Raw genomic sequence first — 19,457 nt, forward strand, 5'->3', positions numbered from 1 at the left:
CATGTTCGCTAAAAAGCGAGGAAAGGGACGAAAGGGCATGGTTGTTGACGGGAGGTGACCGACCGTGCCGTGTGCGTGCAGCAAAGAACTTGGCCCTACCAAGGACACCTGCTAGAAATGCACCTCAAGGTTTGGCCGAGAAAATACGGTTGCAATGCCGGGGGAGCTTTGGGCAGGAAAACGATTCTCGTTCCGCTGCCGACTCACGCCCGTCTGGCCTTACCTGTAATGTCGGCGGCCGGAGGCAGCGGCCGGTCCACGGTGGCGGGCCTCCTGGCCGGTTCCCTGGCCGCGGCGGGCACCGCCGCCGTGCTCGACACCGTGCCGCGGTTGTCCTCGCCCTGGCCGGCGTGGGTCACCTTCCCGGGCGGCGGCCTGTCGGCCGTCCCCTCCGACGTGCCTCTGTCGCGCCGTCAGGTTCGGGATGCCGCCTCGCGCTGTCAGGGCCCTGCCGGGGAGTGGCAGGTGCTGACCGACCATCAGGACTGGAGCTGCCCGCCGCTGTCGCTGCCCGCCGACCCCGCGGCCTGGTACCAGCTGGCGGCCATTGGGGGCTGGCAGACGGTCGTGGCCGACACTGGGCACGCCGTGGCCCACGACATCGTGACCGCCCGGTGCGAAGGCCGGCCGGGGACGACGGCGGCCTGGTGCGGACTGCCGTTCGCTGTTCCCGTGCTGTGCGCGGCGGCCAACGGCGACGGCGTCCAGGCGCTCCAGACCGCCGTCCAGGCCGCCACCGCCGAGGGCCTGCCGCTCCAGCGCACGGTCGTCGCCGTGGTCTCGCTCGCCGACGGTCGTCTGCCCGCCCCCGTACGCGCGGCCATCACCATGCTCCAGGGCAGGGTGTCGGCCGTCGTCACCGTGCCGTGGGACCCGCAGGTCCGCGTCGGCGGTCTGCGTGCCTTCGGCCGGCTCAAGGCCCGGACCGTCCAGGCCGGCACCGAGCTGGCCCAGGCCGTCCTCGACGCCGCGAAGACGGCCTGGGGCGACCCCCTGCCACCGGCCCCCGTTCCGGCAGCACTTCCTGCTGCCCGCTCACTTGACCATGCTTCCCCCGAACTCGAAGGAGCGTCGGCATGAGCCAGCTTCTGCACCACGCCGTCACCTACCTTGCCGCCGACGGGCCTGTTCCGGACTTCAAGCCCACCGTGCCGGACAAGCTCAAGGACCCCACCAGCAAGATCCTCGGCTGGGCCGCCGGTCTGGGCCTGGCCCTGGCGGTGCTCGGCGGGCTGACCGGATGGGGATGCGTGGCCGTCGGCCACAACTCCGAGCGCGCCGGCCTGGCGGCCCGCGGCAAGCAGGCGATCTTGTGGAGCCTCATAGCCGGCCTGGGCATCAGCGTCACCAGCGGCTTGGTGATGATGTTCTACAACATGGGCAAGTGAGCGCCCGGTGGACTACCAAACGAGCGCCCGCAGAGCGCGCATACGTCTGTTGATCATCGGTGTCGCCGTCGTCGCGCTCCTTGTCGGTGGTGTCCTGCTGCTGACCGGTGGGGGCGAGAGCAGCGAGAAGAACCCTCCGGCGGCAAAGACTGCCAAGACGCCTACCGCGTCGCCGTCAGCCCCCGATCGTGTGCTGGGCCGCTCGGGGAACTGGACTCCCGCCACGTCTCGCCACCACACGATTCCCCGGAGCCGGGGGGTGAAAGACGGCGCCAGTGTCGGTTTCCCCCGGGGCTGGGTGGGGGGTCTGATAGCGGCGGTCCGTCACCAGCAGGAGCTGGACCTCCTCGACGACTCGATCGCGCGACGCCAGATGGAGGCCATCGTGTCGCGGGACTCCAAGGAAAGCGTCGACAAGTACGTATCCAAGGTGCGCACGGCGCGTGAAGCTGCCGGGCTTGCCCCCTCCGGCGGAACTCCCGCAGGCATTACCTTCACGACCCAGGTGAAAGCCGCTCGTATGCGCGCCGTGGCCTCTGATAGCGGTGAGGACGTCGTGGAAGTGTGGATGGCCTATGACCAATACGCCTCCCTGCCGGGAAAGGCCACTGACGATAACCCGCTGAAGGACCAGACGACGCACGTCTTCTACAAGTGGGAAGGCGACGACTGGAAACTCACCGAAGAACCGAAGTACGTCAAGAAAACCTCCTACCCGATGCCGTGGGACCCGGATAGCAAACACGCCTGGGCAGATGACTGGAGACTGGTCGACGTTGAGTAGGTTCCTGGCGCGCTTTGGCGCGGTTTGCAGCGCGGCCATGATGATGCTGGCCTTTTTGGTCTCCTTCGCGACGGCAGCGGATAAGCCTGGCCCTCCGGAGGACTACCCCGAATGGCTACAAAAGGAAAGCATCACCATCGGTGTAGACGAGAAAACTCGCGCATATTGCAACCGCACTGATGCTGAGACATGGGAGAGGCGACACGGCGACCAAAAGCACTCATGCCGACCGCAGGTAAAGTGCCCTGAGGACTTCCCGGCGCAAACTGTCTGCGGCGATGAAGAGAACCCTCACCCTACCGACAAGCAGAAGGAAAACGTACAGGACGTCGCCCTGAGGCGGTGGCGTGAGGGTGCGCGAAAGCATAACTCGCCGGAGGACTATAAAAAGTTCGACGAGTTTATGACCAACTGCTTGAAGAAGCAAGGTAAGCCTATTGAAAAATGCAAGTTGGAGCTGGGTGACAAGTTCACAAAGAATACTGGGCCGATCGATTGGCTGGCTGGCAAGATATCCGATCTGGCGTTCAAGGCGCTCAAGGAGGTCGCGGCGGTCATCGGCGAGGCCGTGATATGGCTGCTCCAACAGTTCGCCTCGTTCTTCGATGAAGTTTCTAGGGTCAATCTGGCGCAGACGGGAATCAAGCGGCCGACTGAGATCATGATGGGGGTATCCTCTCTCGTCGCGGCCTTCCTGCTGCTTATTCAGTTCGGCAAGGTGGGCATCTCCCAGCAGGGAGGGCCGCTCGCCACGGCGATTACCGGGCTGGCGAAATGGGGCTTTATCACCGCCACCTACTGGATTTGCGTCCAGACGGCCCTGAACTGGTGCGACATCTTCAGCACCTCGATGATCGAGTTGACGGTCCAGGACGGCGACAAAGGCGCCAAGAAGGCCATGGAAGTCCAGTTGGGCACGATGTTCTCCGGCATGATCGGCGGCGCAGGAGCCGGTGGCGCCCTCATAGGCGGCGGCGGCATCGTGGCGCACTCCATCGGTGCGATTATCGTGCTCGGCATCCTGACGATCCTGGCCATCGGCATGTTGTGGATGGAGATGCTCGTTCGCCAGGCGGCGATCATGATCCTGGTCACCATGATGCCGATCGCACTCGCCGGACAGATGCAGGACGCGACCAAGGAGTGGTGGCCCAAGGCCCGCAACGCCTTGATCGCGATGATCCTGATGAAGCCCGTGATCGTCATCTGCTTCTCCATTGGCTTCTCCGCGATGAAGGAGGGCCAGGGGATGCAAAACATTCTCGTCGGCCTGGTCATCTTCATCCTCTCCGGCTTCGCCTGGCCGGCGATCGCGAAGTTCATCACCTTCACCACCGTGGGGGCCGGTGCGGGCATGGCTTCCGGGATGGTCAGCTCCCTGGGATCGAGCGTGTCGTCGATGTTCGGCGGCAACCAGCCCGCGCTCGCGGGCCCGGGCACCGTCGGCGGCGGCAGCAACTACACGCGCGCCCTGGAGGGCGACAACGCGGCGACCGCCGGCGGAGGCGGGGGAGGCGGCTCCGGGTCCGGCAACGGCGGCAACCGGGGCGGCGGCTTCTGGTCGGCAGACGCGGTCAAGGGCCGCCTGAAGGGCACCGGCGGCGGCAGCCTCGGAACCCGGGCGCGCGCCAGCGCGGGGCTCGGCTTTCAGCTCGCCGCGCTCGGCAAGGACGCCGTCGAAAGCGGCTTCGGCAGCGCGGCCGCGCACGCCGGGCTCGACCAGGGTGGCCAGGGCGGCGGACGCCACGTCGTCATACCCCCGCGCTTCGGCGCCGGCGCCGGTGGCGGTGGCGGTGAGTCCGCCCCGCCGGCCGCCGGTTCACCAACGAACGAGAGCGAACCCCCGCAGCCAGCCGCCACCGCGCCGACGACCGCGCCCGCGTCACCGCGGCCGGAGTCGACGCCGCCGCCGAGCCCGACCGCGACGCCCCCCGCCCAGGGAGGTGACGCCTGATGTCCACTCCGAACACGTTCAGCGGGTGGCAGTCCGAGCGCTCGGGCTTCATGGGCAACCTCAGCGGCGTCGGCTTCGCCCTGGTGGCCGGCGCCTGCGTGGTCGCGCTCATCCCGATCTACCAGCACAGCTGGACCGCCGCCCTCGTCTTCCTCCCCCTCGCCGCACTGCTGCTCGTGCTCGCCTTCGGGCGGGTGCTCGGGCTGAGCGCGGACGAGTGGATCGTCCTCGCAGTAAGGCACCAGATCGCCGTGGCCACCAACCGCAACATCTTCCTCTCCGGCGTCTTCGCCCCCCGCACCAAGGACGGCGAACAGCCCATGGACCTGCCCGGGGTGCTCGCGCGCCTGCACCTGCTGGAGGCCCCCGACGGCCTGGGCGGCACCCTCGGCGTCATGCACAACCCGGTCGACGGCACCTACACCGCCATCTGCCGCGTGACCTTCCCTGGCCTCGCGCTGGTCGACACCGACCGGCAGAACGCCCGCGTGCGCGCCTGGGGCGCCTTCCTGCGCTCCCAGTGCAAGGAGGGCGGTGCGATCACCCGGATCAGCGTCCACCAGCGCTCCCTGCCCGATGACGGCGCCGCCCTGCGGTCGTGGACGGAGCGCCACACCGCCGCCGAGGCACCGGCCGCGGCCGTCCAGGCACTGGGCGAGCTGATGGAAGGCGCCGGGCCGACCGCGACGATCCGCGAGACCTACCTCGCCCTGACCCTGTCCTCCTCGCGCGCGCGGCTGGCCATCAAGGGCGCCGGCGGCGGGCAGATCGGCGCCGCGGCCGTCCTGGTACGCGAAATCCACGCGATGCAGGGCTCCCTGTCCAGCGCGGGCCTTCAGATCGTCGAGTGGCTCGGCCCCCGCGGCGTCGCGCAGGCCATCCGCACCGCCTACGACCCCGAGGCCCAACTCGCCCTTGCCGCCCGCAACACCGCCGCCGATGACCCGGCCTGGTCGGGCGCCGAACGCGGCGTCGACCCCGAACTCGCCGGACCGGCCGCGACCGAGACCGGCTGGGGCCTGTACCGGCACGACGGCGCCTGGACCGTCACCTACCAAGTCCGCGCCTTCCCCCGCAGCGAGGTCTACGCCACCTTCCTCCAGCCCCTGCTGCGCCCGCGCCAGAACGCCCGCCGCTCGCTCTCCCTCGTCTACGAACCGATTGGCCCGGCCAAGGCCCGCCAGGAACTCGCCCGCGAGAAGACCAAGCGCGACACCGCCCGCAAGCTGCGCGCGAAGACCGGCCGGGCAGAGTCCGAAGACGAGCGCCGCGAGGCGATGACCGCCCGCGCCCAGGACATCGCCCGCGCCTCCGGCCACGGCGTCGTCCGGCTGACGTGCCTGATCGCCGTCACTGTCACCAGCCTCGACCAGTTGGAGACCGCCTGCGCCGAGCTCCAGGCCGACGCCTCCGACGCCGGGCTGGAGATCCGCCGGGTCTGGGGCGCGCAGGACGCCGCCTTCGCCGTCGCCGCCCTCCCGCTCGGGCAGGGCCTGCCGGAGCGAAGGGTGGGCATCTGATGGCGCCGCTGTTCTCCCGGGGGAAGGACGACACCTCCCTCAAGGCCGCCACCATCTCCGACCTCCTCGACGCGCCCGCCGAGCCGGCCCCGGCGAAGACCAAGGTCTCCGCCCGAGATCTGCGGCGCTCGCGCCTGCTGGAGGACCCGGCGGCGGCCATGCGCGTGGCCCCCAAACGCGGGTGGTCCGGGCCGTTCGCCGGCCGCGCCGCGTCCCCTGCCAAGGTCGAGGTGGTGCGCGCCGACACCGAGCGGGCCAGCGGAATCTACCCGTTCCTGCACGCCGCTTCCCTGCCGCCGATCGGCGTCTACATCGGCTGGAATACCCTGACCATGCAGGCGTTCTCCGCCCATCCGGCCGCCTGGGTGCGCGAAGGGCTGTGCACGAACCCGAACGTGATGATCACCGGCATCCCCGGGTCCGGAAAGTCCGCGCACATCAAGGCCCTGTGCTTCCGCCTGATGGCCCTCGGCCACCGCACCCTGATCGCCGGAGACGTCAAGGGCGAGTACCGGGCCCTGTGCGAGCACCTCGGGGTCGAACCCGTCCGCCTCGGCCCCGGCCTGACCGGCCGGCTCAACCCGCTGGACGCCGGCCCCCTCGGCCACGGCCTGGAGAAGATCAGCGGCCCGGAGCTGAAGACCCGGCTCCAGGAGATCCACCGCCGCCGCCTCACCCTGCTCAAGGCCCTCCTCGAACTCCAGCTCAAGCGTACCCTCAAACCGCAGGAAGAAGAGTGCCTCGACATCGCCGTCCGCGAGGTCACCGGCGAACTCCACGGCCAGAGCACCCTCAGCGTGCCCACCCTCCCGCTGGTCTACGAGCGGCTGAAGGACCCCACCGACGCGATGGCCCGCGAACTGCGCGTCCGCGGCGACGACGTCCAGCTCGCCCGCGAGCAGATGACCTCCCTGCGCTCCGCCCTCGGCGGCATGATCACCGGTCACCTCGGCGGCCTGTTTGACCAGCAGACCAGCATCGGCCTGGACTGGCAGGCCCCCATCCAGTCCGTGGACATCTCCGCCCTGGAGCAGTACGGGGACGAGACCGTCGCCATGGTCCTCACCTGCGTCTCCTCCTGGGCCCAGAGCGCCATCGACCGCCCCGGCGAACGGCCCTGGATCGTGGTCCGCGACGAGCTGTGGCGGCAGATGCGTTCCGGCGGCGCCGCCATGGTCCGCAAGATCGACGCCGACCTCCGGCTCTCCCGCGCCACCGGCACCATCCAGCTCCTGGCCACCCACCGCCTGTCCGACTTCGAAGCCGTCGGCTCCGCCGGCAGCGAGGCCGTCGCCATCGCCAAGGACCTCATCGCCTCCTGCGAGACCCGCATCCAACTCGCTCAGGACACCAAGCCCCTGCGCCTGACCCGTGAGGCCATCGGCCTCACCGACGCTGAATGCGACCTCATCGGCTCCTGGGGCGCCGGACAACGTGGCCGCGCCCTGTGGAAGGTCGGCCGCGGCGGCGGCTCCCACGCGGTCCAGCTCATGCTCTCCCATACCGAGCGCAAGCTCTTCGAAACCGACGAGCGGATGGTGATCTGACGGTGTCACCCCACGGCAGCCCGCGTCCCTCCCGAACGGACGCCGATTCCCTCCTGGCGCCCGCGCTGATCCTCATCGGTGTCGCGTCGCTGGCCTGCACCCTGCTTACCGCTCCGCTGGCGGCGTTGCTGTCTGGGCGAGGACGGCCGAGGTGGGTGCATGACGACCCGGCGACGACGGCCGTTCTCGCCATCGTCCGGGGCCCTGGCGCGGCCTACTCGCCGGCCCCGCCCACCTGGCTCTTCTGGGCCTTGACGGTCCTGCTGTTCGCCGGCATCGGATGGGGCACCGTACGTGTGCTGAGCAAGTGGGGGAAGAAGCCGTCCGGCTTGGCGGGCCGGAACGAGCTGGCGGGCATGTTGCCCAAGGGGGCGGCGGAACGCGCGCGGCGGCTACGGCCGGCGCTGGCCGGCGTCAAGCGCCTGGAGCCCGACGACACCGGCAATCTCCTGGGCAACCTGGAGCCGAACGGCCCGGAGCTGCGCTCGTCCTTCGAGGACGTCGAGCTCGACTTGATGGCTCCTCGAGCCGGCAAGTCGACGGGCATCGCCGTCCCCCGAGTCCTGCGCGCGCGGGGGGCTGTGCTTCTCACCTCGAACAAGGCGGATGTCTACAGCGTCACCAAGGCCGAGCGGGCGCGTGTCGGTACGGTATGGGAGTTCGATCCGCAGGGTATCGCGCATACTCCTCGCGAGATGTGGTGGGACATGCTCACCGACGCTGCCACGATCGAGGGAGCCCGCCGACTGGCCGGGCACTTCGTGGGAGCGGTCAACGATGATGCGTCCAAGCGGGACTTCTGGATCTCTGCCGCACAGAACACGCTCACCGCGCTGTTCCATGCCGCGAACCGTGGGAATCGACAGGTGACGGACGTACTGTCCTGGCTGGCTGACCCGGCGGACCGCACGCCCGTCGACCTGTTGCGCGACGCTGGCATGGTGGCCCTCGCCGAGCAACTGCAGGGCACGATCAGGGGCGCGGTCGAAACGCGCGACGGCATCTATGAAACCGCCCGCCAGTGCGTGGCCTGTCTCCTGGACCCGGAGATCGCCGCCTGGGTGATCCCCGACCCTCGTTTCCCCCAGTTCCGTCCCGAGGCGCACGCACTGAGTCAGGACACGCTCTACCTCCTCTCGAAGGACGGCGGAGGTTCGGCCGCCGGTGTCATCGCCGCGGTAGCCGACTCCGTTCTACGTGCCGGAGTCCGGGCGGCCGAGCGTATGGGCGGGCGCCTCGATCCCCCCATGACCGCTGTACTCGACGAGGCCGCGAACGTTTGCAGAATCTCCGACCTGCCTGACCTCTACTCACACCTCGGCTCGCGTGGGATCAACGTAGTGACCCTGCTGCAGAGCTACCGGCAGGGCAGTCGTGTGTGGGGCGAGGCCGGAATGGACGCACTGTGGGGGGCTGCCACGGTCAAACTCCTCGGTGCCGGGCTGGATGACGCAGACTTCATCGAGAAGATCTCCAGGCTCGTCGGAGAACACGACGTCACCACGGTGAGCTACTCGAAGGGTGAAGGCACACGCTCGCGCTCCACCTCCACCCGTCTCCAGCGAGTGATGCCGGCGGATCGGATCCGAGCCCTTCCCAAGGGCACTGCTCTCCTTCTTGCCACAGGTGTGAAACCGGCCCTTATCCGGCTGCGCCCCTGGTACGAGGAACCAGGGGCAGATCGCATTCAGGCGGCCGCTAGAGCCGAGGTCAAGGCCATCACAGCGCGGGCGAATAGGGGGACGTTGCTCAGATGAGCGACCTTGTCGCGGAGGCCGCTCACCCGGTCGCACCTTTCATCCTTTATTTGGAAGGCGAAGACCAGCGAGCGGCCATGGAAGGCCTCGTCGGCTGGGTGAGCGGTCTCCTCCTCCCCGTCTACGGCCGGGAGGCTACGTCCCGCTTGCCGTGGTGCCCTCAGTGGTGGGAACACCTGGAAGCAGTAGCCCAGTTGCATGCGCTGTGGCTCGCCTGGCAGGAACTCACGGGCCCGAACGGAGGACTGACCGGTCCGGCGATGTGGCACAGGGATTACCTGGCACCCACGATGCAGACGCTCCGAGACCCCGACGGCCCCTTCGCCGGATGCCGCATCGGCGGACACCGGCCGAAGCAAACTCCTACGGTGGAGGAATTTCCCGCGTGACGACCATCGGGCGTCCCGGCCCGATGGTTAGCCGATCAAGCTCTATCGCAAGGATGTACAGATGACTGAACAGATGACGTTGACGGATGCCTACGAGCAGGTCTATTCGGCCGCGGCGCGCATGTTGTGGGCCCAACAGGGGCCCGACTGGCGGGACGAGCATGAATCGGAATGGCCCACTGCGCGACGGAAGGCGTGGCAGCACCTGGAACAGGCACTGAGGGACGCCGAAAAGGCATTGGGATCGCCCCATCCAGGTGAAACTTCCGATCCGGCGCGGCACTTGATCTCCCGGCGGGGCCCGGGCAACCGCCCGCTGGCCTTCGACGAGGCGGTACTGGACTGGAAGCAGCGGCTTGACGCCGACCCGGGATTCCTTGTGGAACGCCAGGAGCCGTACCCGGATTACTACATGGAGCCCGGCGCCTGTGTGATCATCCCCTCTTCGACATACTTCGCGACGATTGGCATCTTCCCGGAGCTGTTTCACCGGCTGGCCCCGGGGAGGCCGGCGGTGACCATCGGCTCCGGCGCAACGGATCTCTGCGTCGTGGCGCACGAGGCCGCAGACGCCCTGCGCGCACCGCTGGGCATCGCCACGCCGACACCGCATCCTGGGAAGGCGCCTTGGATCGCTTCGGTTTCCCGTCCAGTGTCGGACCTTCCCGATCTTCCCGAGCGCTTCGAGACCCTGCGCCGCGCGGCGTGGAGCGCGGCGGAAGCGATGCCCTCTCCGGAGGAACTGAAGGGCACGCTGGACTTCACGGTCGAGCTGTCAGCGGCCCAGGCGGCCGCCGACATCCAGCGGATGCTGGCCGGCCACCCGGCCCCCGCGTGGCGCGAGGAGTACGAGCAGATCGATCCGACGCGGCACAGTGTCGTGGGGCTCGTGTCCGGCCCAGAAGAGGACGCGAAGCCGGTGTCCTTCGAGAAATGTGCCACCGACTGGCGAGGGTTGAACGCCAAGGGCTCCCTTCCGTGGACGCCGGAGGAGTACCAGCGGCAGTACTACCCGGACCGCGGCGAAACGCAGAATGTGGTGATCTCCGCGACCCGTGCCTTGGTCTTCGCCGAGATCCTCGACGAATACGCGGCACGTCTGACGCCTGGGCGGAGCACGGGGCTCATCCATTACAGCGCCTACGAGATCGGCCAGTTCCTCCTCTGGAGGATCGGCCGTGAGCTGAGCGATCACGTCGGGTTCTGAGGGGAGTGCGGCGCATGGCAGACAAGCGGTACCGCATTCTTGTCGTCTGTGACATCAGCGGCATGGGCGGTGGCGGCGTTCCGGTGTTCAACCAGCACATCACCGAGGCGCTCGCCAAAGAACACGACGTGACGTTGTTCACCACCGATCCGGACACGCAGCCCCACCGAGGCGCGAGGATAGTCTCGACTCCTCCGGTACCGAGCGGCGTGGACGGCCGCGTGTGGATGGAGTTTCAGTCCACCCTCGACCCCCGCACCCACGGTCTTCCTGACCCGCAGGGGCGCCCCTTCGATCTGATTGTCGGTCACTCCCGGTTTTCCGGCCCGGCTGCGGCCGAGCTGCGGGACCGCTGGTACCCGGACGCGAAGATCGCCCATTTCCTGCACACCAGCCCGGAACGGCTCGCCGAGGTCAAGCACGCCGATGACCCGGTGCATGCCCAGACTAAAGCCGCCCGGGATTCCCGGATCGAGCGCGAGGTGATGGACCGTGCGGATATGGTCGTCGGCGTTGGCCCATTGCTGACGGTGGAGGCCGAGCGGCTGTCCTCGACAGGGCAGCATGTGCCCGATTCACACCAACTGATCCCCGGTGTGAAGATCGGGGAGCTGGTGAAGCGCCAACCGCACGACGGTCGGCTCAACCTTCTGCTCATGGGACGTACGGATGACCCGCTGAAGGGGGTGAATGACGCATTGCGGGCCGTGAAGAAGTTGAACGAGACGGGCCTTGATGTCCACCTCACCATCCGTGGCGCAGACCCGAAAAAGCTCGACGAAATCGCGAACGCAGCCGAATGGCGGGGCGGCAAGGGCAATGTCACCGTCAAACCGTTCACTGAGGACGACAACGAGCTCAAGAACGACATCAAGAGTGCCGATGCGGTCATCATGCCGTCCAAGCACGAGGGCTTCGGTCTGGTGGCCACAGAGGCGGCAGGGCACGGCGTGCCGATCCTGGTGAACCAGGAGAGTGGCGCCGCGCAGTTTCTGGGCGACAACTCGAAGTTCCCGCCTGAGATCGGGCAGCCGTGTATCGTCCCCGAGCCGAAGAATCCGGACCACCGGTACCGGAACTGGGCCAAGGCCATCAGCGAACTCAAGGCCGACCTCCCCCAGAGGCGTGAGAACGCCAAGGAGCTCCGCGAGGCGCTCAAGGCATACTCCTGGGACCACGCAAGTAAGGCTTTGGTCGAGGCATCCATGCAGGCCACGCCCGTGGCGCAGCAGAAGCCGCTCGCTCAGGGCCAGGCGCAGCGGAAGGCGACGGTTCAGGGCCCCTTTGGCAAGCTATTGGTCAATGGCCCGGCCTCGCAGAGTGCCGCACCAGCCGGCCCCCAGAGCACCCTGGCCAAGGCCGCCCGACTGACCTCCCCAAGGAGGCGGCCACCTGAGCTCCAGCCCCAGGTGCCCCGACCCGCACAGGCTCCCGCTCCCGCGGCTCGCCCCTTCCATCTGCCGCAGGCCGGCCCCGGCCGGGGCCCGAGCCCAGGCCGCTAGGCACCTTGAGCCGCCGGAAGGTCGTCGTACGGTGGCCCGCCCGGCGCGGGCGTCCTCACCCCCGCCCCTTCACCGTGGCCCGCAGGTACTCGCGGTTCATGCGGCCGATGGCCGTCAGGGGGATGCCCTTGGGGCAGGCCGTGGCGCATTCGCCGGTGTTGGTGCAGCCGCCGAAGCCCTGGGCGTCCATGGTGTCGACCATGTCGAGGACGCGGGACTCGCGTTCGGGGGCGCCCTGGGGGAGGACGTTGAGGTGAACGACCTTGGCGGAAGTGAAGAGCATGGCCGAGCCGTTGGGGCAGGCGGCGACGCAGGCGCCGCAGCCTATGCACTCGGCGTGTTCGAAGGCGAGGTCGGCGGCGGGCTTGGGGACGGGGGTGGCGTGGGCGTCGGGGGCGGAGCCGGTGGGGGCGGAGACGTAGCCGCCGGCGCCGATGATGCGGTCGAAGGCCGAGCGGTCCACGACCAGGTCCTTCACGACCGGGAAGGCCGCCGCCCGCCACGGCTCGACGTCGATGGTGTCGCCGTCGGAGAAGTGCCGCATGTGGAGCTGGCAGGTGGTGGTGCGCTCCGGGCCGTGTGCCGCGCCGTTGATGACCATGCCGCAGGCGCCGCAGATGCCCTCGCGGCAGTCGTGGTCGAAGGCGACGGGCTCGTCGCCCGCGAGGATCAGCTCCTCGTTGAGGTGGTCGAGCATCTCCAGGAAGGACATGTCCTCGCTGATGCCCTTGACCTCGTAGGTGGTCATGGCGCCGGCCGAGCCGGCGTCGCGCTGGCGCCAGATGCGCAGGGTGAGGTTCACGCGTAGCTCCGCTGGGTGGGGTGGACGTATTCGAAGGTCAGCTCTTCCCTGTGGAGGACGGGAGGGGCGCCCGTGCCCGTGAACTCCCAGGCCGCGGCGTACGAGAACTCCTCGTCCTTGCGCGCCGCCTCCCCCTCCGGCGTCTGGCTCTCCTCGCGGAAGTGGCCGCCGCAGGACTCGGTGCGGTGCAGCGCGTCCAGGCACATCAGCTCGGCCAGTTCCAGGTAGTCGACGATGCGGTTCGCCTTCTCCAGGGACTGGTTCAGCTCCTCGCCCGTCCCCGGCACCTTGATCCGGCGCCAGAACTCCTCCCGCAACGAGGGGATCCGGTCCAGCGCCTTGCGCAGGCCGCTCTCCGTCCGGGCCATGCCGCACTCGTCCCACAGCAGCTCTCCCAGCTCGCGGTGGAACGAGTCGGGGGTGCGGTCGCCGTCGACGGACAGGAGCCGGGCCAGGCGGTCCGTCGCCTCGCCCACCGCCTCCGTCACCGCCGGGTGATCCTCCGCGACGGGGGTGTGCGGCTGCCGGGCCAGGTAGTCGTTGATCGTCGACGGGAGGACGAAGTAGCCGTCGGCCAGGCCCTGCATCAGGGCGGACGCGCCGAGCCGGTTGGCGCCGTGGTCCGAGAAGTTGGCCTCGCCGATCGCGAACAGACCCGGAATGGTCGTCTGGAGGTCGTAGTCGACCCACAGGCCGCCCATCGTGTAGTGGATCGCCGGATAGATGCGCATCGGCACCTCGTACGGGTCCTCGGCGGTGATCCGCTCGTACATCTCGAAGAGGTTGCCGTACTTCGCCTCCACCGCCTTCCGGCCCAGCCGCCGGATCGCGTCCGCGAAGTCCAGGTAGACGCCCTGCCCGCCGGGGCCGACGCCGCGGCCCTCGTCGCAGACGTTCTTCGCGGCGCGCGAGGCGATGTCGCGCGGAACGAGGTTGCCGAAGGCGGGGTAGATCCGCTCCAGGTAGTAGTCGCGCTCGTCCTCCGGGATCTCCCCGGGCGGACGCGTGTCGCCCTTCGCCTTCGGCACCCAGATCCGGCCGTCGTTGCGGAGCGACTCGCTCATCAGCGTCAGCTTGGACTGGTGGTCGCCGGAGCGCGGGATGCAGGTGGGGTGGATCTGGGTGAAGCAGGGGTTGGCGAAGTAGGCGCCGCGCCGGTGCGCCCGCCAGATGGCCGTGGCGTTGGAGTTCTTGGCGTTCGTGGAGAGGTAGAAGACGTTGCCGTAGCCGCCCGTCGCCAGCACCACCGCGTCCGCGACGTACGTGCTCACCGCCCCCGTGATCAGGTCGCGGGCCACGATGCCGCGCGCCCGCCCGTCCACCACGATCAGGTCCAGCATCTCCGTACGCGCGTGCATCTCGACGTTCCCGGCCGCGATCTGCCGCGAGAGCGCCTGGTACGCGCCGAGCAGCAGCTGCTGGCCCGTCTGCCCCCGCGCGTAGAACGTCCGCGAGACCTGGACGCCGCCGAACGAACGGGTGTCGAGCAGCCCGCCGTACTCGCGGGCGAACGGCACGCCCTGCGCCACGCACTGGTCGATGATCTCCACCGACACCTGGGCGAGGCGGTGCACGTTGGACTCGCGGGCCCGGAAGTCGCCGCCCTTGACGGTGTCGTAGAAGAGGCGGTGGACGGAGTCGCCGTCGTTGCGGTAGTTCTTCGCCGCGTTGATGCCGCCCTGGGCGGCGATGGAGTGCGCCCGGCGCGGCGAGTCCTGGTAGCAGAACTGGACGACGTGGTAGCCCTGTTCGGCGAGGGTGGCGCCGGCCGCGCCGCCCGCCAGGCCGGTGCCGACGACGATGACGGTCTGCTTGCGGCGGTTGGCCGGGTTGACGAGCTTGGCGTCGAAGCGGCGGCGGTCCCAGCGCTCGGCTATCGGCCCGTCGGGGGCCTTGGTGTCGGCGATCGGGTCGCCGGTGGTCCAACGAACGTCGTGGTCGGGCATGTCAGCTCACGATTCCTGTCAGCACGCCGATCGGGACGGCGAGGAAGCCGAGGGTCAGCAGGGCGGCGAGGCCGTTGGCGATCACCTTGAACGCCCGGTCCCGGCGCGGGGAGTTGGCGCCGAGCGTCTGGGCCGCGCTCCAGAACCCGTGCCGGATGTGCAGGCCGAGGGCGAGCATCGCCGCGATGTAGAAGGCGCTCACCCACCAGCGGTCGAACGAGGCCACCAGGTTCTGGTACGGGCGCCCCTCCTCGGCGTTGGGGTTCACCGTGAGGGTGGTGAGGTCGAGGATGTGCCAGACCACGAACAAACCGAGGATCACCCCGCCCCAGCGCATGGTGCGGGTGGCGTAGCTCGCCCGGGCCCGCTTCCGTTCGTACTTCGCCGGGCGGGCGGCCAGGTCCCGGCGGCTCAACTGGTAGGCGGCGACACCGTGCAGCACGACGGACGCCGCGAGCACCACCCGCGCGATCCACAGGAACCAGGTGCGGTGCAGGAAGGGCTCGCCGATGGTGCGGATCCAGTGCCCGTAGTGGTTGAACTCCCCCGGCCCGAAGAAGACCTTGAGGTTGCCCATCATGTGGGCGACCAGGTACGCCAGCATGATCAGCCCGGTGGTCGCCATGACCGCCTTCTTGCCGACGGTCGAGCGCCACAAGGTGCCGATGAGGGACGGGGAACGCTCCGTCCGGGTCGCCAGTGCCATGCCGCCGACAGTAGGTCGGCAAGATTCCATGCGTCCAAGACATGATGGGCCTGGTTTCCATAGGGAGCGCCTATCTACCCTGGTGGGGTGCAACTCCAGCAGCTCCGCTACTTCGTCACAGTGGCCGAAGTACGTCACTTCACCCACGCCGCCGAGACCCTCCACGTCGCCCAGCCGTCGCTCTCCCAGCAGATCCGGGCACTGGAACGGGAGCTGGGCGCCGACCTCTTCCACCGGGCGCGCGGCAACATCACGCTGACCGACGCCGGCGAGGCGCTGCTGCCGCTCGCCCGGCGCATCCTCGCCGACACCGACACCGCCCGGCGCGAGGTCCAGGAGGTCGCCCAGCTGCGGCGCGGCCGGGTACGGCTCGGCGCGCCGCCGAGCCTGTGCGCCAGCCTGGTGCCGGACGTGCTGCGGGCCTACCACGCGCGCTACCCGGGCATCGAGCTGTTCATCGACGAGGGCGGCTCCCGCGACCTGGTCCGCGACCTGGCCGCCGGCGACCTCGACCTCGCCCTGATCATCACCCCGCTGGGCGTCGGCGCCCCCGCCCTGACCACCACCGAGCTGCTCCGCGAGGACCTGGTCGTCGTCTCGTCCCCGTCCGCCCCGCCGCCCGTCCGCCGGACCCGGATCCGGGTCGAGGACCTGCGCGGCCTGCCGATGGCCATGTTCCGGCGGGGGTACGACCTGCGGGAGATGACCATCGCCGCCTGCCGGGCGGCCGGCTTCGAGCCGTCGTTCACGGTGGAGGGCGGCGAGATGGACGCCGTCCTGGGCTTCGTCCGGGCCGGGCTGGGCGTCGCCGTGGTCCCCGGCATGGTCGCCGCCCGCTCGGGGCTGCGCGTCACGCCGTTCGCGGGCGACCGGATGCGGCGGACGGTGGCGGTGGCCCACCGCAAGGACGCGCCCCCGCCGCGCGCGGCACGGGAGCTGTGGGAGGTGCTGCTGGAGCACCTGGGAGAGGCGGAGTGACGTCGGACGGAGCACCTGGGAGAGGTGGGGTGACGGTCAGAGGGCTCCGCCGAGCCACGCCCCCGCGTACGCCGCCCCCAGCCCCGCCGCCACGCTCCCGAGGACGTTCAGCGCCGCCAGCCCCCGTGCCCCGTCCTCGGCCAGCCGCAGCGTCTCGTACGAGAACGTCGAGTACGTGGTGAGCGCCCCGCACAGCCCGGTGCCCAGCCCCAGCCGGACGCCCTCCGGGGCCGCGGCGGTCACCACCCCCAGCACCAGGCAGCCGACGACGTTGACCGTGAACGTGCCCCAAGGGAACACCGAGTCGTGCCGCGCCTGGACGGCCCGGTCGGTCAGGTAGCGCAGCGGAGCGCCGGCCATGGCGCCGGCGACGACGAACAGCCAGTTCACCCCCGGTGGACCTCGACCTCGTCCAGGGTGACGAGACCGCCGGGGGACCCCTCGTCCAGCAGCTCGTCGACGACGGGCAGGAACGCCCGCACCCGCTCCGGCACGTCCACGACCACCACCGCCACCGGCAGGTCCTCGCTCAGCGACAGCAGCCGCGCGGTGTGCACGCGGGACGAGGCGCCGTAGCCCTCGACGCCCCGGAACACGCTCGCGCCCGCCAGCCCGGCCCGGTGCGCACGGTGGACGAGCTCCGAGGCGAGCGGCCTGCCGTGCGCGGTGTCGGACTCGCCGAGGTACACCGTCAGCCGTAGCGCCGGACCGCGCGGGATCACCGCCGGCCCCCGCCGACGAGCCGGCGCGTCACGGCGGACGCGGCCCACACCGCCGCCAGCGCGGCGAGCGGCGTCGCGGCCAGGTAGAGCAGCCCGGTGGCCGTCCGGCCGTCCGCCAGGAAGCGGTGGACGTCGACGGCGTAGGTGGAGAACGTCGTGTAGCCGCCGAGCACGCCGGTGCCGAGGAAGGGCCGCAGCAGCCGGTGCGGCGAACCCCGTTCCGCGATCGTCACCAGCAGGACGCCGATCAGCGCGCAGCCGGTGGCGTTGACCAGGAACGTCGTCCAGGGGAAGGCGCCGTCCGGCGTCGGCCACAGCAGCCCGGCGCCGTAGCGGGCCGCCGCGCCCAGGCCACCGCCGAGGGACACCGCGGCCACCACGGGCCCCTGGCCTGCGTGGCGTCGTGCGGGGGCCGGGGCGGCGGCCGGTGTCGTGCTCACCCGGTCACGCTAACGCACGATCCACGCGGCCACCCGCCGGCCTTCATCCGCCGACTGTCAGCCCTCCGCCGGCCGCCGCCCGGTGACCGCCGCCAGGTACGCGTCCGCCCGGTCCGCGTCCAGCAGCCAGTCGCGGTAGCCGGCCGGGTCGGCGAAGCCGTTGACGTAACGCCGGGCGATCTCCGGGTACTCCGCCGCCGCGGCCACGACGCGCCGCACGTGGTCCGGGACCGGGCCGAGCATCAGGTTGGCGAAGGCGGCCGCGTGCCGGGCGTGCCGCTCCCACCAGGACGCGAACGTCCCGTGCAGCCAGGCGTGGTCGAACGGCCGGTCGCCGCGGTCAAGGATCGCCCGCAGGTACCCGTCGGCGCAGTGCGCCGCGCTGTTGGAACCCTGCCCGGTCAGCGGGTCGTTGAGGACGACGGCGTCCGCCATGCCGAGGACGTGCGCCCCGGGCGCCACCTCCGCCACCGGGTGCCGGACGACGGGGGTGACCGCGCCGGTCAGCGCGGCGCCCGCGTCCGTCGGCTCGGCGCCCTGGCACAGCTCGTATTCCCACGGGAAGTACTCCCGCATCAGCTCCAGCGAGCGCGCGAGGACTTCCTTGGGGCCGGGGGCGTCCTGCCAGCGGTCGAACGGGCCGCCCGGCACCGCCTCCCACAAGAGGATCGTGCAGGGGCCGGAGAGGGTGCGGCCCGGCAGCACGAACAGCTCACCGGCGCGCGGCACGGACATGACCCGCATCCGCCCCGGTTCCTCCGAATGCGGGGCGACGCCGTGCAGGTAGACGACGGCGAGGTGGCGCCGTGGCCGGTCGTGGGGGCTGTGCCGCTCGTCGCGGCCGAGGACGGACCCGAGCCCGCCGCGGCCGGAGGCCAGCAGGGTCAGGTCGTGGGCGGCGGCGAGGCCGGGCAGGTCGTCGGCGGTCACCGAGCGGTACTCGACGCGGCCGCCGCGCTCCTCGAACAGCTCCAGCCAGCGGGCGGTCTTCAGCCGCAGGTCCACCGACTGCGCGGGCTCGTCCAGCGTGCCCCCGAACGTCCGGGCGACCTCGCCCGGCGGGTCGGCGGTGATCAGCCGGCTGCCCGTGATCCAGGGCGTCCCGCCGTCCCACAGGTTCAGCCCCGCCGCCCGCTCCAGGGCGCGGGCCGGGGCGAACATCTGCTGCGTCGACTGCACCCGCCCGGCGCGGATCTCGTCCGGCGTCCGGTCGGACACCAGCAGCACCTCGTGGCCTGAGGAGCCTGAGGAGCCTGACGAGCCGGAGGAGCCGGAGGAGCCTGACGAGGCCGGGGAGCCGGCAGCGCCGCCGCCCCCGGCCCCCAGCAGCCCCAGCGCCAGGTGCAGCCCGGCCTGCCCCGCTCCGACGATCGCGATCCCGCCCATGGTCGCCCCTCCGTACCCGTCTCCCGTCCGTCCCTTGTACGCGGTGCGGGGCGCGGCTGTACAGACCTGTAAGGGCACCGCACGGCCGTAGCGGCACGTTCCGGCGGACCGCGGGGCCGTTCCGCGCCCGGTCACCCGTCCGCCGCACGATTCGAAACCTTCGGGGTGATCCGGCGTTGATCCGGACTCCCGGCCGTCACCGGCCGTGAGCGACCCTGTCAGACCGAACGAAGGTGTCACCCCATGTCACGAATCGCCAAGGCAGCGGCTCTCACCGCCACCGCGGGCGCGGCGCTCGCCGGCGCCACCGGCACCGCACTCGCCGACGCGGAGGCCAAGGGCGCGGCCGTCGGCTCCCCGGGTGTGATCTCGGGCAACAACATCCAGATCCCGATCCACGTGCCCATCAACCTCTGCGGCAACACCATC

19 protein-coding genes are annotated in these 19,457 nt (G+C 70.2%); 12 read left to right on the forward strand and 7 right to left on the reverse strand.

Annotated elements, in window-relative coordinates:
* The first annotated feature begins 228 nt into the window (after positions 1–228).
* The 10 genes from JNW98_RS19770 to JNW98_RS19815 all read left to right on the forward strand — a co-directional run bounded on the left by JNW98_RS19770 (position 229) and on the right by JNW98_RS19815 (position 12,048).
* Positions 229–1,080, forward strand: a complete 852-nt coding sequence (locus JNW98_RS19770; protein ID WP_223769581.1) for a hypothetical protein — start codon at positions 229–231, stop codon at positions 1,078–1,080.
* Positions 1,077–1,388: a hypothetical protein gene (locus tag JNW98_RS19775; RefSeq protein ID WP_223769582.1), complete on the forward strand. Its 312-nt coding sequence runs from the start codon at positions 1,077–1,079 to the stop codon at positions 1,386–1,388. The genes JNW98_RS19770 and JNW98_RS19775 overlap by 4 nt, the downstream gene beginning before the upstream one ends.
* A 7-nt stretch (positions 1,389–1,395) precedes the next feature.
* Positions 1,396–2,172 carry a hypothetical protein gene (locus JNW98_RS19780; protein ID WP_223769583.1) on the forward strand — a complete coding sequence of 259 codons (777 nt, stop codon included), beginning with the start codon at positions 1,396–1,398 and terminating at the stop codon, positions 2,170–2,172.
* The gene (locus JNW98_RS19785; protein WP_223769584.1) at positions 2,144–4,126 is read left to right on the forward strand and encodes a hypothetical protein; all 1,983 of its coding nucleotides are present in this window, start codon (positions 2,144–2,146) and stop codon (positions 4,124–4,126) included. The genes JNW98_RS19780 and JNW98_RS19785 overlap by 29 nt, the downstream gene beginning before the upstream one ends.
* Positions 4,126–5,646: an SCO6880 family protein gene (locus tag JNW98_RS19790; protein WP_223769585.1), complete on the forward strand. Its 1,521-nt coding sequence runs from the start codon at positions 4,126–4,128 to the stop codon at positions 5,644–5,646. Before JNW98_RS19785 ends, JNW98_RS19790 begins: the two co-directional genes overlap by 1 nt.
* Positions 5,646–7,193, forward strand: coding sequence for a putative type IV secretion/conjugal transfer ATPase (locus JNW98_RS19795; RefSeq protein WP_223769586.1), 1,548 nt, complete (start codon positions 5,646–5,648; stop codon positions 7,191–7,193). The genes JNW98_RS19790 and JNW98_RS19795 overlap by 1 nt, the downstream gene beginning before the upstream one ends.
* A 155-nt stretch (positions 7,194–7,348) precedes the next feature.
* A complete protein-coding gene (locus JNW98_RS19800; protein WP_223769587.1) occupies positions 7,349–8,950 on the forward strand; it encodes a type IV secretory system conjugative DNA transfer family protein in 1,602 nt (533 codons plus the stop codon).
* The gene (locus tag JNW98_RS19805; RefSeq protein WP_223769588.1) at positions 8,947–9,339 is read left to right on the forward strand and encodes a DUF4913 domain-containing protein; all 393 of its coding nucleotides are present in this window, start codon (positions 8,947–8,949) and stop codon (positions 9,337–9,339) included. Before JNW98_RS19800 ends, JNW98_RS19805 begins: the two co-directional genes overlap by 4 nt.
* 61 nt (positions 9,340–9,400) lie before the next feature.
* Positions 9,401–10,546, forward strand: a complete 1,146-nt coding sequence (locus tag JNW98_RS19810; protein WP_223769589.1) for a hypothetical protein — start codon at positions 9,401–9,403, stop codon at positions 10,544–10,546.
* Between the two features lie 14 nt (positions 10,547–10,560).
* Positions 10,561–12,048, forward strand: coding sequence for a glycosyltransferase family 4 protein (locus JNW98_RS19815; RefSeq protein ID WP_223769590.1), 1,488 nt, complete (start codon positions 10,561–10,563; stop codon positions 12,046–12,048).
* 55 nt (positions 12,049–12,103) lie between these two features.
* Here JNW98_RS19815 and JNW98_RS19820 read toward each other — a convergent pair whose 3' ends face one another.
* The 3 genes from JNW98_RS19820 to JNW98_RS19830 are packed head-to-tail and all read right to left on the reverse strand — an operon-like array spanning position 12,104 to position 15,502.
* Positions 12,104–12,850: a succinate dehydrogenase/fumarate reductase iron-sulfur subunit gene (locus JNW98_RS19820; protein WP_223769591.1), complete on the reverse strand. Its 747-nt coding sequence runs from the start codon at positions 12,848–12,850 to the stop codon at positions 12,104–12,106.
* Positions 12,847–14,796 carry a fumarate reductase/succinate dehydrogenase flavoprotein subunit gene (locus tag JNW98_RS19825; protein ID WP_223769592.1) on the reverse strand — a complete coding sequence of 650 codons (1,950 nt, stop codon included), beginning with the start codon at positions 14,794–14,796 and terminating at the stop codon, positions 12,847–12,849. Before JNW98_RS19825 ends, JNW98_RS19820 begins: the two co-directional genes overlap by 4 nt.
* A gap of 1 nt (position 14,797) precedes the next feature.
* Positions 14,798–15,502, reverse strand: a complete 705-nt coding sequence (locus JNW98_RS19830; RefSeq protein WP_223769593.1) for a succinate dehydrogenase cytochrome b subunit — start codon at positions 15,500–15,502, stop codon at positions 14,798–14,800.
* 87 nt (positions 15,503–15,589) lie between these two features.
* Between JNW98_RS19830 and JNW98_RS19835 the strand changes: the two genes are divergently transcribed.
* Positions 15,590–16,480 (forward strand): LysR family transcriptional regulator, encoded by an 891-nt coding sequence (locus tag JNW98_RS19835; protein ID WP_223769594.1) that lies wholly within the window; start codon positions 15,590–15,592, stop codon positions 16,478–16,480.
* Between the two features lie 36 nt (positions 16,481–16,516).
* Here the strand turns inward: JNW98_RS19835 and crcB are convergent, their stop codons facing one another.
* The 4 genes from crcB to JNW98_RS19855 are packed head-to-tail and all read right to left on the reverse strand — an operon-like array spanning position 16,517 to position 19,028.
* Positions 16,517–16,870, reverse strand: a complete 354-nt coding sequence (gene crcB / locus JNW98_RS19840; RefSeq protein ID WP_223769595.1) for a fluoride efflux transporter CrcB — start codon at positions 16,868–16,870, stop codon at positions 16,517–16,519.
* On the reverse strand, positions 16,867–17,202 hold the full coding sequence (locus tag JNW98_RS19845; protein WP_223769596.1) for a DUF190 domain-containing protein: 336 nt from the start codon (positions 17,200–17,202) through the stop codon (positions 16,867–16,869). The genes crcB and JNW98_RS19845 overlap by 4 nt, the downstream gene beginning before the upstream one ends.
* Positions 17,199–17,642 (reverse strand): fluoride efflux transporter FluC, encoded by a 444-nt coding sequence (locus tag JNW98_RS19850; protein ID WP_223769597.1) that lies wholly within the window; start codon positions 17,640–17,642, stop codon positions 17,199–17,201. The genes JNW98_RS19845 and JNW98_RS19850 overlap by 4 nt, the downstream gene beginning before the upstream one ends.
* A 57-nt stretch (positions 17,643–17,699) precedes the next feature.
* A complete protein-coding gene (locus JNW98_RS19855) occupies positions 17,700–19,028 on the reverse strand; it encodes a styrene monooxygenase/indole monooxygenase family protein (protein ID WP_223769598.1) in 1,329 nt (442 codons plus the stop codon).
* 243 nt (positions 19,029–19,271) lie between these two features.
* Here JNW98_RS19855 and JNW98_RS19860 point away from each other — a divergent pair.
* Positions 19,272–19,457 (forward strand): chaplin (locus tag JNW98_RS19860; protein ID WP_223769599.1); only part of this gene is annotated, 186 nt, incomplete at its 3' end.

This window comes from Streptomyces huiliensis (assembly GCF_020037025.1).
Taxonomy (GTDB): Bacteria; Actinomycetota; Actinomycetes; order Streptomycetales; family Streptomycetaceae; genus Streptomyces; species Streptomyces huiliensis.